We start from the raw sequence: 13741 nt of genomic DNA, 5'->3' as shown, positions 1-13741 counted from the left end.
TTACGTGTTCTCCATCTCTGAGGTTTTTAGTGCGGGGTTCACAAGGCCCGGATGATTGGCGGACGATCAATTGCATGGCGACACGTTCGATCTCCGCGGTAACGAGCATTCCCTCCCGGGCGCGGCTTTTGCTTATCGTATCGGCGAGAGCGGACACGGCAATCCCGGCAATCCTGTCCATGTCCATCCTGACCGTCGTCAGGGACGGCGTGACAACAGGCGACCAGATAAGGTCATCGAAGCCGGTGACGCTGACATCGGCGGGAACGTTGATGCCGGCCTGCTGCAGCTCCGTTAGCGCGCGTAGCGCCTGCAGATCGGAGAGGGCCGCGAAAGCTGTGAAACCCTGTCTCACCCTTTCGGCAAGGCCGAGCGGACAGCCGCTGCCGCCATCCCGCTCCAGCTTGTCGATCCACAGGGTTTCAGCCTGCATGCCGGGGCGCAGACCGGCGTGCATGCCGCCGGCGCGGTCGTTCTGGACGCTGGATTCCTGGTTGTTGCCGATGATGAGGATGCGCTGGTGGCCGAGATCGGCGAGATGGAGGGCAATTTCACGCCCGCCCTGCCAATGATCGGCGGAAACGGTGTTGCCCGGCGCCGAAGGCGTGTCGATGACGGCGACCGGACAGGCGGCAGACGAAATGCGGGTGGCGCGGCGGGGGATGATGACCATGCCATCGACGCCGCGTTCGACCAGGCGGTTGATCGCCTCGGCCTGGGTGGCGGCATCGCCGCGGGAATCCGCGATCAGCACGCCATAACCTGCGGCGGAGGCTGCGAATTCGATCGCCTGCGCGATCTTCGGGAACAGTGGATTGGCGATGTCGGGCAGCACCAGGCCGATAACACCGCTGCGGCCGGTTCGCAGCGCGCGGCCGGCCTGGCTCGGGACATAACCGAGCTCGGCGGCATGCTCGCGAATTCTTTCGACCAATTGGCCGGAGACCCGGCCTTTGCCGGAAAGCGCATTGGAGACCGTGGCAATAGAGACACCGAGCGAAGTCGCTATCCTGCTGAGGTTCGGTCCCGGGCGCGATGAAGTCATGATTCAGGCTGCCTGATTAATCGTTTAATCAGTCCTATATCAGCGGCCGCCGCTTGTCGAATCCAAATTCCTCTGCTCCGCAATTATCCAATGCAGAACCGGCATGAAAAAAGCCCCGCGAGACGATCGCGGGGCTCCGTATTTCAAGAAAGGCGGCGAGCCGATCAGCTCTTGGCCTTCGCCGGCTCAGGCTTCACCGGCGCGGTGGTCTTGCCGCCGGGCGCATAGCCGCCACCGACTGCGATGTTCAGCGAGACATAGTCCTTGGCCATCTGCTGGACCGCCTGGGCAAGGCTTGCCTGGGCGAGCGAAACCTGGCGCTGCGCGTCGAGAACGTCGAGCAGCGAGGAGGCGCCGTCCTTATAGGATGCTGTGGAAAGTTCGAGCGTTTCCTGCGTCGTCTTTACCTGGGCCTGAAGGGCAGCGACCGTGCGGGCGTCGCGGCGGACGGCGGCGAGCGCATTCTCGACCTGCTCGACGGCGGTCAGCACCGTCGATTTCCAGTTGAGGTAAGCGGTCGCGGCTTCAGACTGTGCCGACTTGACGTTGGCGCGCAGGCGGCCGCCGTCGAGGATCGGCAGGTTCAGCGTCGGTCCAAAGGACCAAGGCGTCAGAGCGCCATGGACACCCCTTTGGTTGATATAGGAGGGCGAGATCGAGCCGCTGAGCGAGATGCTCGGATAAAGCTGCGCCTCGGCAACGCCGATATTGGCCGTTGCGGCAGCGAGATCACGCTCCGCGACGCGAATGTCGGGACGGTTGCGGATCAGGTCTGCCGGGATGCCGGAGTTGATGCCGCCGCGGTATACCGGCTGACCACCGCCCCTCAGCAATTCGTTCACAAGCGCCGAGGCCGGCAGGCCAAGCAGCGTGGCGATGTGATGGGCCGATACGCGGATGTTGGTCTCGAGGCCGGGAATTTCGGCGAGCGTCGATTGTACGAGACCCTCGGCCTGGACGACGTCGAGCCGCGAGGCGGCGCCGGCTTCAAGCTGGAATTTCGTCAGCTCGTAGGTTTCCTGACGAGATTTCAGGTTGGCCTTCGAAAGCGCCAGGCGCTGCTGATAAAAGCGAACATCGATGTAGCTCGAGACGAGATCCTGCACGAGGGTCAGCTTGGCGACATCGGCGGATGCGTAGGCCGAATCGAGCGAAGCGACCGCGCTCTCGGTGCTGCGCTTATAGAGGCCGAAGAGATCGAGCAGCCAGCTCAGCTGAACTTCGCCGGCACTGGTGTTGCGCGTGTCGAACTGCGTGCGCAGTTCGCCCTTCTGGCCGCTGATCGTGTGCGAGGCGCCGACGTTGAGGTTCGGCAGGCCGCCTGCGCCGGCGACGGTAACGTTGGCGGAAGCTGCATTGATGCGCTCGATCGCCTGCTGGACGGTCAGGTTCTGCTCGAGGCCGGCCTGGACATAGCCATTCAGCTTGGGGTCCTTGAAAGCGGTCCACCAGGCTGCGGTGGCAACGTCGCCGACACTCTTCGTTCCGCCTTCTCCGAATTTGGCGGGCAGCGGCATTTCAGGAGGAGCATGATCCGGGCCTACGACGCAGCCCGACAATAATAATAACAATGCCGGTGTGGCAAAACGAAGAGATACCATTCATTTCTTCCTGTACTCGAGCAAGTCAATTCTTGTCCGAAGCTTCATGCTTCACTATCGGCGCGCCGCGCCTTTTGTCCCACTTGAAAACACACACCGAAGCAGTCGGGCGCAATGTAGCAATCGGAACAGCATTATCACAGTGCATTTATATCACACAGCTGCCGCATTTTTGCCGCGTGTGGCAAAGATGCGTCGGATGACGACGAAAAAGGACGGCACGAAGAAAATTCCGAGCATCGTCGCCGCCAGCATGCCGCCGAGGACGCCGATGCCGATGGCATTCTGGGCCGCCGAGCCCGCGCCTGTGGCGATCGCCAGCGGCACGACACCGAGAATGAAGGCGAGCGAGGTCATGATGATCGGCCGCAGGCGCAATCTCGCTGCTTCCAGCGTCGCCTCATAGAGGCCCATACCACTCTCCATCCGATCCTTGGCGAATTCGACGATCAGAATCGCATTCTTCGCCGCAAGCCCGATCGTGGTGAGCAAGCCGACCTTGAAATAGACGTCGTTCGCCTGGCCGAAAAGCGTTGCCGCCGTCAGCGCGCCGAGAATGCCGACGGGCACGGCCATGATCACCGAGAAGGGAATCGACCAGCTTTCGTAAAGCGCTGCCAGGCAGAGGAAGACGACGAGAACGGAAATCGCATAGAGCATCGGCGCTTGCGAGCCGGAAAGGCGTTCCTGATAGGAGATGCCCTGCCAGGCGACGGTGTAGCCGCCGCCGAGCTGTTCGGTCAGCGCTTCCATTTCGTTCATCGCATCGCCGGAGGACACGCCGGGCGCCGAGGCGCCGTCGAGCGGGATGGCGCTGACGGCGTTGAAACGGGCAAGCGAAGGTGCACCCTTCACCCATTCGGTTTTGGTGAAGGCGGAGAAGGGCACCATTTCGCCTGAATTGTTGCGGGCATACCAGTGATTGAGATCGTCCGGCTGCATGCGGAAGGGCGCGTCGCCTTGGACATAGACCGGCTTGATCTCGCCGTTCAGCGTGAAGTCGTTGACGTCGCGGCCGGTGAAGATGATCGACAACATCGAATTGACCGAGGCGATGTCGACGCCCATGGCGCCGATCTTTTCCTGATCGAGCACAATGCGCATCTGCGGCTCGACCTCCTTGTTGCTGCTGCGCAGCGCCACGACCTTGCCTGACGAGTTGCCCATCTGGATCAGCCGTTTGGAGGCCGCTGTCAGGGCGTCATTGCCATGGCCGCCGGTGTCGACGAGATACATGGAAAAGCCGCTCGACACGCCGAGGCCCTGGATTGCCGGCGGCAGAAGCGCGAAGACCTGCGCCTCACGCATCGCAAAGAAGCTGCGCAGGGCCCGGCTGACGACCGATTGGGCGCTCAGATTGGGATCGGTGCGCTGCGAGAAATCCTTGAGCTTGGTGAAGACGATGGCGCTGTTCTGTCCGGAGCCGCTGAAGCCGAAGCCCAGCGCGCCGAAGACGGACTCGACGGCATCCTTCTCGTTTTCGCGATAGTAGTTTTCGACCTTCTCGACGACCGCCTGGGTCTGCTGCGTGGTCGAGCCCGGCGGCGTGGTGACGATGGTCAGCAGCACGCCCTGGTCTTCCTGCGGCAGGAAGGAGCTCGGCAGGCGGGTGAAGAGATAGGCGCAGCCGGCGCCGATGAGAAGGAAGACCAGCATGACGCGGATCGGCCGCTTCAGAAGATAGCCGATGGTTCTGACATAGCCGTTGGTCGAGCGCGTGAAGTTGCGGTTGAACCAGTCGCCGACGCGATGCTTCCTGTGCTCGCTGACAGGCTTCAGCATCGTGGCGCAGAGTGCCGGCGTCAGCACGATGGCGACGAGCGCCGACAGCAGCATGGCCGAGACGATGGTGATCGAGAACTGGCGATAGATGATACCGGTCGAGCCGCCGAAGAAGGCCATTGGAATGAAGACGGCGGTCAGCACGAGCGCGATGCCGACGATGGCGCCGGTGATCTCGCCCATCGATTTTTCCGTCGCCTCGAGCGGCGAAAGCTTCTCTTCGGACATGATGCGCTCGACGTTTTCGACGACGACGATCGCGTCGTCGACGAGAAGGCCGATCGCCAGAACCATGGCGAACATCGTCAGCGTATTGATGGAATAACCGGTCGCCGCCAGCACTCCGAAAGTGCCGAGCAGTACCACGGGAACGGCAATGGTCGGTATCAGCGTCGCGCGCAGATTCTGCAGGAAGACGAGCAGCACCACGAAGACGAGGACGATCGCCTCGATCAGCGTATGCACGACCTTTTCGATCGACAGTTCCACGAAGGGCGTCGTGTCGTAGGGATAGGTGATCTTCACACCTTCCGGCAGGGTGCGGCCGATGACGTCGAGCGCGGAGCGCACGCGGGCAGCGGTATCGATGGCGTTGGCGCCGATCGCGAGATTGACCGCAAAACCGCTCGAGGGCAGGCCGTTATAGCGCGAACTGCCGCCGTAACTTTCCTGACCGATCTCGATGCGTGAGACGTCGCTCAGGCGCACCGTCGCGCCGTCCTTTTCGACCTTCAGAATGATGTGTTCGAAATCGGCGACGGTGGTCAGCTGGCTTTGCGCGGTGATAGTGACGTTGAGCTGCTGGCCGGGAATCGTCGGCTGGGCGCCGAGCGAGCCGACCGAGACCTGGGTGTTCTGCGCCTGGATCGCCGCTGTGACGTCGCTCGGCGTCAGCTGATATTTCAACAGCTTGAAGGGATCGAGCCAGACGCGCATGGCGTATCCCGAACCGAAGACGTTGATGCTGCCGACGCCTTCCAGGCGCTGGATCTGATCCTCGATGGAGGTCGACATGATGTTGCCGAGATCGACCGAATTGCGCTTGCCATCGGTCGAAACGAGCGAGCCGACGAGAAGGATGCTCGAGGTCGAGCGCGTCACGCTGATGCCGGCATCGATGACGTCGCCCGGAAGCTGCGATTGAACGAGCTGCAGCTTGTTCTGCACCTGTACCTGGGCGATATCGGGATCGATGCTGGTTCCGAAGGTGAGCTGGACGCTGGCCGAGCCGGTCGACGAGGTCGAGGTCATGTAGGTGAGATCGTCGAGGCCGGTCATGCCGTCCTCGATGATCGTCGTCACCGATTTCTCGACGGTCTCGGCGCTGGCGCCACGATAGGTGGCGTTGATGCGGACCGTCGTCGGGGCGATGTCGGGATATTGCGAGATCGACAGGGTGTAGATCGCCAGCAGGCCGGCGAGCATGATGGTGATCGCAATGACCCAGGCGAAAATCGGACGTCGGATGAAAAACTTGGCCATCGGTTGTTCCTGTGCGGCTGAGACGGTGACGATGCGGACCCGGAGCGATTATTTCGCTGCGGGCCTCCCAGCGTCACCGGCCGCGGGCTGCTCGGCAGGCACGACCACACCGTTGTCGTTGATCTTCATCGGGACCGGCGTTACCGGCATGCCTGCCGTCACCGACTGCAGACCGGTGACGATCAATTGATCGCCGTCCTTGATGCCTTCGGTCACCAGCCAGGAATTGTTGGAGGGCGAGCTGTTCTCGAAGGCGCGGATTTCGACTTTGCCGTCAGCGGAAATGAACTGCGCCGTCAGCCGGCCGTTGGCATCACGGCTCGTCGCCAGCTGCGGCAGCGCATAACCGGCCTCGGCGCCGAGTTCGACGGTTGCGCGGACATACATGCCGGGCAGGACGATGCGATCGGGATTGGGGAAGAGCACGCGGATGATGAAGGTGCCTGTGGTCTCACTGACCACCTGCTTCGACATGTCGAGCCTGCCCTGTTGGTTGTATTCCTTGCCGTTTTCGAGAATCAGATGGAAGGCAACGTTCTCCGCGCCCTTGATATCGCCGGCTGCCATGGCATCGCGCAGCCTTAAAAGGTTGGTGCTCGATTCCGTCAGCGAGATATAGATCGGGTCGAGCTGGCGGATCGTCGTCAGCGCCGTCGTCTGGTTGGCAGAGACGACGTTGCCGACATTGTAGGCCGTCTGGTCGATGATGCCGTCGAAGGGCGCGACGATCTTGGTGTGATCGAGATCGATCTGCGCGGCGGAAAGGGCTGCCTTTGCCGACTCGACTTCGGCCTTCGCCTGAAGAAGCGTCGTCCTGGCCGTCTCGTATTCGATCTGCGTGGCGCCGCTGCCGACGAGGCGCTGGTAGCGTTCGAGATTGCTTTCGGCACTCGGCACGCTCGCCTCGGCCTTGGAGATCGCCGCCTTGGCCTGCTCGACAGCGGCGATATAGGGCGCATCCTCGATCTGATAGAGAAGGTCGCCCTTCTTGATCTCGCCGCCTTCCCTGAAGGCGATTTCGCGGATCATGCCGCTCACCTGCGGCCGGATATCGGCCGTCTGGAAGGCTTCGGCGCGGCCGGGAAGGATCGTGGTAACAGGAAAACTAGCCTTCTTCAGCGCGACCACGCCGACGGGCGATGCCTGCTGCGCCGCGCCTGCGCCGGCATTGCCGGCAGGCTTGCCGGCGTTGTCGCTGCAGGCGCCAAGCAATGCGCCGGCCACCAGGGCCGAGGAGATAATCAGGGCACGCCGTATCATTCTGAATTTCCTCATGCGGTGGCAATTGCCTTCGATCCATGCACTCAGCCGAGCCAGCTCAGGCATATACAAGCGACAGGATCGGTCTGGCTTCAGGTGCCATTATCCCCGAGTCTAAGAAAAGCTTTACGAAGTGACGTAAGTCAGCAATCGTCACTTAGCAAGCGCTATTTTGCAGTGCGGCATCGACGAAGCTGACGATTTCCCCCGCACGCTGCACCAGTGTCTCCTTGTCGTCGCGGACGATGAGCACGGGATGCAGCACGCAGGCAAGCATATCGGCGACAACATGCGCTGCCCGTTCGGGGTTGCCGCAATGGTAACGGCCTTCTGCAACACCTTTGCGGATGATCTCGCCGAGATTTTCCTCGATGCGGGCGCGATAGCGAATGCCGGCTTCGAGTTTGGCCTCGATGGTCGAAAGCACCATTTCAAAGATGTAGGGGCTTTTCTGTATATCCTGCAGATGGCCATCCAGCAGGCGCAGGACGAAGCGGTCGAGTTGCTCTTTCGCGGGCATATCCTGGTCGAGGGGAGCGAAGCGCTCGGCAGCATTGTCGAGATGTCGTCCGGCAATGGCATCCACCAGCGCGACCTTGGAGTGAAAATGCTTGAAGACGTTGGCGGGCGACATGTTGAGCGCGCCGGCGATATCGGCGATCGACACCGCGACGTAGCCGCGCTCGCGATACAACATCTCCGCCATGCAGAGAATGTCCTGTCGCGTTTCCTCGGCCTTGCGTCTCGGCCTCCTCGCCATCTGTCCCCCGCCGGGCCGTGCCCGGGTTCCTTTTTGCTGATGCTAGAACAGGATGATTTTAGGCCGGGTCGGCCTAAAATCTGAATCCTGTTCTAAATTAAAGAGTTAGAGCATGATGTCATCCAAAAACCGCTCACACTTTTCGGCATCATGCTCTAGCGCGATTGCGCGAAAGCTGCCAAGCCGATGCTCGGCCCGGCGGCCTTGTGTGCCGTCTTTTTCAAGGGAAATAGCGTGAGAGGTTGTTTCGGACACGGGCAAGCGGCGTCTCGCCGCTGTCGTCGGGAACAAAGCGTTCGCCGGTGATCGACTCGTAGGCCTTGATGTAGACGGCCGAGGTCTGCTCGATCAGCTCGAGGGGAATTTCGGGGATTTCGTCCTTATAGGGATCGCAACGTTCCGCCACCCAGGCTCGGACGAAATCCTTGTCGAAACTTTCCGGCCGTTTTCCGGCCGCGAAGCTCGCCGGATAGCTTTCTGCGAGCCAGTAACGGCTGCTGTCAGGTGTGTGGATCTCATCGGCGAGGATGATGTTGCCGTCGCCGTCGGTGCCGAATTCATATTTGGTGTCGACGAGGATCAGGCCGCGTTCGGCGGCCATTGCCTGGCCGCGGGCAAAGAGTGCAAGCGCATATCCGGAGAGCGTCTCCCACTGCTCCTTGGTCAGAAGGCCGCGCTCGACGATTTCGGCAGGCGTCAGCGGCTCGTCATGACCGCCGTCGAATTCCTTGCTGGTCGGCGTGATGACGGGTTCGGGCAGAATCTGGTTATCGCGCATGCCGTCCGGCAGGCGCATGCCGTACATTTCGCGCTCACCCTTCTTGTAGAGCGTCAGGATCGAGGTGCCGGTGGTGCCGGCAAGGTATCCGCGCACGACGATCTCGACCGGCAGGATGTCGAGCCGCTTGCCGATGACGACATTCGGATCGGGATAGTCGATGACGTGGTTCGGGCAGATGTCCTTCGTCGCTTCGAACCAATAGCGCGCGGTCTCAGTCAGCACCTGGCCCTTATAGGGGATGCAGGTGAGGATTCGATCGAAGGCGCTTAGCCGGTCGGTGCTGATGATGATGCGGCGTCCGTCCGGTAGATCGTAATTCTCGCGCACCTTGCCGCGATAGTAATTCGGCAATTCCGGGAAATGGGCTTCGGAGAGGATTCGCACGGCGCTCGACTGTCCTTGTGTTTAGCTGAAGGCTTCCTGCTCTACTGCATAATTCCTGAAATCGGAATCGATTTAAGGACAAAATATCGCATCACAGCCAGAACAGAGCCAGGAGAAACAGAGCAAGGCCGTAACTTGCGACGGCGAGCGGCCAGCCGGCGCGCAGGAAATCGCTGAAACGGTAGCCGCCGATTCCCATTGCAAGCGTATTGTTGTGATGGCCGAAGGGCGTCAGGAAATCGAGAGAGGCGCCGACGGCTACCGCGATCAGATAGGCGTCGGGCGCATGTCGCCCGGTCCTTGCAAATTCGAGCGCGATCGGCGTCAGCACGATTGCGACCGTCGCATTGTTGACGAAGGGCGTCAGCGCCATGGCGAGGAAGAGGATGAGGGCGATGCCGGAGAGCGGATGGCTGATCGGCACGACGAGGCTCAGCCAGCCGGCGATCGCTTCGGCTGTCCCGGTGCTTGCCACCGCCTGGCCGATTGGGATCATCGCTGCGAGCATGATGATGATCGGCCAGTTGAGGTCGGCCATCGCCTGGCGGATGTTGAGATGGTTGAGCAGGGCGAGGACGAGCACGACGCCGGCAAAAGCGACCTCGGGATGCAAGCCGGCCGCCGACGCAGCGACGCCGCAGGCAAACAGCGCGAAGGGCCGCCAGGAGAGCAGCGCCGGTTCGGCTGAAGCCGTCGGGGCGAGCGGCAGGCACTCGCTTTCCTCCAACGCTTCGGCAATGGCCATGCGCGGCCCTTCCAGCGTCAAAATATCGCCGATCGACAGCTGCAAATCGAGGAAGCGGCCTTCGATGCGCGGGGTACGCATGGAAAGAGCAGTGACTGCGATGCCGCGATGGTGAAAGACTTCGAGCGAGCGGACGCGCGAACCGACCAGCGTGCTTTCCGGCATCACGACGGTTTCGACTCGGGTAAAATCCGGCGGCAGACCATTCGGATGGATATCGGCGATTAGCGCCTGTGCGGCGGCAAGGCCGGCGAAGACGCCATCGGCGCCTTCGGCCAGCAATACGTCGCCGGCGTTGATGACCAACTGGTCGAGCGGACCAAAAACGAAATTGTCGCCACGGATCAGCGCATGCGGCTTGATGGCGAAGCGGGTTGGACACTCGGAAAGCCGGGTGCCGATCAGCGGAGAAGCGTCCGGGACGCGACGTTCGACGACGATGCGGCGCGTACCCGGGGAGATCGTTGCCGGCACTGCGTCGGGTTCCGGAAACAGGCGCCGGACGCGAAAGGCGATGAGCAAAATGCCGGCGATTGCGACCGGCAGGCCGACATAGGCGAAATCGAAGAAGCGAAAGCCTGCTCCGGTTGCCTTGGCGAGCGCGTCGCTGACGAGCAGGTTGGCCGGCGTGCCGATCAGCGAGACCAGACCGCCGAGCAGGGCGGCAAACGAGACCGGCATGACGAGCTGACGGCGAGGGGTCGACAGCACCACGCCGAGCCGCAGCGCCACCGGCAGCGTGATCGCAAAGGCGCCGATATTGTTCATGAAGATGGAAATGAAGCCGGCGAGCGAGGACGTGCCCGATATGACCTTGAAGGGCGATGGTCTTGCGGCCGCCCATCGTGCGGCGAGATTGTCGAAGAGCTTGGCGCGCGCCAGCACCTGAACGATCAGCAGGATTTCGATGACGGTGATGACGACGGGGCTGGCGAAGCCCGCGAAAATCTGGTCGGCCGGATAAAGGCCGAGCGCATAACCGGCGAGCAGGCCGGCAATCGCAATCACCTCGATGCGGATGCGCTCGAAGGAGAAGAGAACGAGCATCGCCAGCAGAAGGATCAGCAGGGATGCTTGCTCGAACGACATGGGCAGATCCGGTGTTTCATCGGTTGAAATATGTCGCTATCCGGAAACCGCTGCACGCTTCCGGGTGACACGCGTCGAGCGGACTGTAATCGTTCCTCACCGGCTGTACAGAGGCGCCGGCCGGCAAAGATCGAACAATCCTCACGTCTACGGTCGTGCGGGTGCCTGCCACCGGCCGGCGGCGTTGCGCTTCAGAATGGGCGTTGCGAAAACGCTGACGATGCGCGTGATCCATTGCGGCCCGGCGGCTGCGAGGCTTTCGCGCCAGCGCTCGGATTGCAGCATGGCCGCACCGATGACGACGGGTTCGATGCCGCAGGCCGTCAGCAGATTAAGACCCGAGACAATCGATGCGCCGCTGGAAATGACGTCATCAATCAGGCCGACGCGCCGCCCGCTCAGCAGCGGCAGCATGCGCGGATCGATATAGAGACGCTTTTCCTGTGTCGGCGTCGTGATCGAGGACAGGGCAACGGAGAGTTCGTCGCGGTACCAGAATTTGCGCGAGGTGCCGAGCGGGACGTAGCGGGCGTGGCCGAGCTTTTGCGCGACTGCCGCGGCAAGCGTCAGGCCGAGCGTCGGTAGGCCGGCGACGACATCGATGCGTATGGGCCTGATCTTTTCGGCGAGGTCTTCGGCCAGCGCATCGAGCACGGCGAAGCTTGCCTGGTTGACGATCAGCGAGGCGAGGGCATGTTCGCCATCAGCCAGCACGCGGATCGGCAGGCAAAGCTGGCGCCCGTCTTCCAGTGCGGCGACATAAAGGGAGGTGAACTCCTGATCGTCGGGAAAGGTGCCGGGCGGATGGATTACCTGCCAGAAGTCGTGCGGCGCCATCTCCGTCATATCGGTCAACGTCTTGCCCTTTCCATGCCGGCGCTCCGGCGCAGCGCCTGCAATTCCGCCTCGGTCAGCGCACGCACGGTACCTTTCGGCAGTTCGCCGAGTTCGAGCCCGCCGATTGCGACCCGCACGAGGCGCAGACATTCGGCCCCGAGCGCCTCCAGCATGCGGCGGATCTGGCGGTTGCGGCCTTCATCCAGCTCGACCTCGATCCATGAGTTCCTGTCACCCTGGCGAAGGCGTCGCGTTGCAGTCGCCGTCAGCACCTCGCCATCGTGGCGGATGCCCGACGTCATTGCGGCGATTTCCTCGTCGTCCAAAAGCCGGCCGATCTGGACATGATAGGTCTTGGTCACATGGGTGACCGGATCGAGCAGGATCTGGGCGAATTCCGTGTCGTTGGTGAAAAGCAGCAGGCCTTCGCTCGCCTTGTCGAGCCGGCCGACCGGAGAGAGGTGCGGGATGTCGAAATCTCTCAGGCAATCATAGACCGTCGGCCTGCCTTCGGGATCGTGGCGGGTGGTGACGAGCCCGCGCGGCTTGTTGAGCATCAGATAGATTTTTGCCTCGGCAGCGATGGGGAGGCCGTCGACGCTGATCCTGGCCGTCGCAAGATCGACCCATGCAGCGGCATCGCTGATCGTGCGGCCGTCGACGGCGACGCGACTTTCGGCAATCAGCCGTTCGGCTTGGGTGCGGGAGCAGTAACCGAGCTTGGAAAGGGCGCGGGGAAGAGTGACCCGCTTGCCTGCGTCGGCGGCAGGCTTTGGCCGCTCGCGCGTTTTATGCGATGGGCGCCGGTCCCTCATCTGCTATCCCTATGCTGCTTCGATGCCGTTTCTTGGCATGAACGGCACAAGGATTCCAGCTTGGCGAACTATATCTAGGGAACGGTGGGGCTGCAGACTGCCGTCAGCGCTTCTGACAAAGCACCGTCAGGGCATGAAGGGTTACGCTGTCTCAGCGGCAGGCCATGAAACCGGCCAGCTCCTTGCGGCTGACGACGATGCCGGCAGCGGCTTTCACGGGGTCGGGATGCGTATAAGATAGGCTTGGCATTTCCGGCAGTTCGAGTGCCTGACGCATATTCATGATGCCGACCGCGTAACGGCCGTTAACGCCATCGACGCTGACTTCAATGATGCAATTGGCCCTCTTGTTTTCCATGCTATCCTCCCTTTCGTTTTTTTATGGTCCCTTGCTTGCATTAAAAATTGGTTTTTCTAAGACATAAGCATTTACGCACCCTGCCAAAAAACGGATCGGCGGGTGCGTAAAAATATGATTTTTAAGCGGATGCGGCGGGCCCTAGCGCCACCAATGGCGATGCTGCGGCTGCGGGCTGCCGGAAAGCAGATAGCCGGCGAGGAAACCAATGGCGCCTGCAAGCACCAGCGCCGTCGTCGTGGCGGCTGGATGCTCGCGGGCAGCACCGGCAGCAGCGGCGCCTTCGGCCCTGATCTGGGCGACGGCATTCTTGGCGCGGGGCAGGGCCTCATCATAGACCTTGCCGGCGCGGCCGCGCACTTCGTAATAGGCTTCGGCGCCCTGAGCGGAAATCATTTTCTGCAGGCGGGATACTTCCTGCTGGAGCGCAGCAATGTCCTTGCTGACAGATGCTCTGATATCGTCGGTGTTGGCAGGCATGTCGGTCTCCTTTCCTCGATGGGAAAGACAACACTCCAGACGGCGATAGGTTCCGAAATGCCGGTCGTTGATTTGTGACGGAAATTTAAAGCCTGCGGCCGGAAGCGGCTTAATCCTCCGTTAACCATAAATTCGCTCAAGCCGCTGTTTTCCTGTCATCTTTCGCCGGTTGAAGGCGGGTTTCCGATGATGTTTTTATCGACTGGTAAAAGAATTTTCGGAAATCTGCGCCGAAAACGCCGGTTGTGGATAAAGGCCGGCGGAAAAATACATGCCGAATCAACTTGTTACAAAAATGTCAAAAAACTTTTGGTATGGCTGT

10 protein-coding genes and 1 pseudogene are annotated in these 13741 nt (G+C 61.5%); all 11 read right to left on the bottom strand.

Features of this window, described 5'->3' with window-relative positions:
- Positions 1 to 1045: pseudogene (locus CO655_RS05785) on the bottom strand (LacI family DNA-binding transcriptional regulator).
- Positions 1046 to 1209: 164 nt separating this feature from the next.
- Entirely contained in the window at positions 1210 to 2646 is a 1437-nt protein-coding gene (locus CO655_RS05780; protein WP_097604061.1) for an efflux transporter outer membrane subunit, read from the bottom strand.
- A gap of 153 nt (positions 2647 to 2799) precedes the next feature.
- Entirely contained in the window at positions 2800 to 5910 is a 3111-nt protein-coding gene (locus CO655_RS05775) for an efflux RND transporter permease subunit (RefSeq protein WP_097664090.1), read from the bottom strand.
- Between the two features lie 48 nt (positions 5911 to 5958).
- Positions 5959 to 7170 (bottom strand): efflux RND transporter periplasmic adaptor subunit, encoded by a 1212-nt coding sequence (locus tag CO655_RS05770; protein WP_097664089.1) that lies wholly within the window; start codon positions 7168 to 7170, stop codon positions 5959 to 5961.
- Between the two features lie 157 nt (positions 7171 to 7327).
- On the bottom strand, positions 7328 to 7930 hold the full coding sequence (locus CO655_RS05765) for a TetR family transcriptional regulator (protein WP_097664088.1): 603 nt from the start codon (positions 7928 to 7930) through the stop codon (positions 7328 to 7330).
- 220 nt (positions 7931 to 8150) lie between these two features.
- Complete coding sequence (locus CO655_RS05755; RefSeq protein WP_097664087.1) at positions 8151 to 9095, bottom strand: phosphoribosylaminoimidazolesuccinocarboxamide synthase; 945 nt, start codon at positions 9093 to 9095, stop codon at positions 8151 to 8153.
- A 91-nt stretch (positions 9096 to 9186) separates the two neighbouring features.
- Positions 9187 to 10929 carry an SLC13 family permease gene (locus tag CO655_RS05750; protein ID WP_097664086.1) on the bottom strand — a complete coding sequence of 581 codons (1743 nt, stop codon included), beginning with the start codon at positions 10927 to 10929 and terminating at the stop codon, positions 9187 to 9189.
- A 147-nt stretch (positions 10930 to 11076) separates the two neighbouring features.
- Positions 11077 to 11766: a phosphoribosyltransferase gene (locus CO655_RS05745; protein ID WP_097664122.1), complete on the bottom strand. Its 690-nt coding sequence runs from the start codon at positions 11764 to 11766 to the stop codon at positions 11077 to 11079.
- 14 nt (positions 11767 to 11780) lie between these two features.
- Positions 11781 to 12581 (bottom strand): pseudouridine synthase, encoded by an 801-nt coding sequence (locus CO655_RS05740; protein WP_097664085.1) that lies wholly within the window; start codon positions 12579 to 12581, stop codon positions 11781 to 11783.
- Positions 12582 to 12732: 151 nt separating this feature from the next.
- A complete protein-coding gene (locus CO655_RS05735) occupies positions 12733 to 12939 on the bottom strand; it encodes a hypothetical protein (protein WP_009987986.1) in 207 nt (68 codons plus the stop codon).
- A 141-nt stretch (positions 12940 to 13080) separates the two neighbouring features.
- On the bottom strand, positions 13081 to 13419 hold the full coding sequence (locus CO655_RS05730) for a hypothetical protein (protein WP_010030245.1): 339 nt from the start codon (positions 13417 to 13419) through the stop codon (positions 13081 to 13083).
- Positions 13420 to 13741 lie beyond the last annotated feature (322 nt).

Source organism: Rhizobium sp. M1 (assembly GCF_002531805.1).
Classification (GTDB): domain Bacteria; phylum Pseudomonadota; class Alphaproteobacteria; order Rhizobiales; family Rhizobiaceae; genus Rhizobium; species Rhizobium etli_C.
The sequence above is the reverse complement of the archived record's forward strand: the minus strand, read 5'-3'. Positions and strand labels throughout refer to the sequence as shown.

Coding starts and splice junctions, on each gene's coding strand:
- CO655_RS05765 (WP_097664088.1), bottom strand. CDS start 7,930: ATGGCGAGGAGGCCGAGACGCAAGGCCGAGGAAACGCGACAGGACATT.
- CO655_RS05750 (WP_097664086.1), bottom strand. CDS start 10,929: ATGTCGTTCGAGCAAGCATCCCTGCTGATCCTTCTGCTGGCGATGCTC.
- CO655_RS05770 (WP_097664089.1), bottom strand. CDS start 7,170: ATGATACGGCGTGCCCTGATTATCTCCTCGGCCCTGGTGGCCGGCGCA.
- CO655_RS05735 (WP_009987986.1), bottom strand. CDS start 12,939: ATGGAAAACAAGAGGGCCAATTGCATCATTGAAGTCAGCGTCGATGGC.
- CO655_RS05780 (WP_097604061.1), bottom strand. CDS start 2,646: ATGGTATCTCTTCGTTTTGCCACACCGGCATTGTTATTATTATTGTCG.
- CO655_RS05740 (WP_097664085.1), bottom strand. CDS start 12,581: ATGAGGGACCGGCGCCCATCGCATAAAACGCGCGAGCGGCCAAAGCCT.
- CO655_RS05775 (WP_097664090.1), bottom strand. CDS start 5,910: ATGGCCAAGTTTTTCATCCGACGTCCGATTTTCGCCTGGGTCATTGCG.
- CO655_RS05745 (WP_097664122.1), bottom strand. CDS start 11,766: ATGGCGCCGCACGACTTCTGGCAGGTAATCCATCCGCCCGGCACCTTT.
- CO655_RS05730 (WP_010030245.1), bottom strand. CDS start 13,419: ATGCCTGCCAACACCGACGATATCAGAGCATCTGTCAGCAAGGACATT.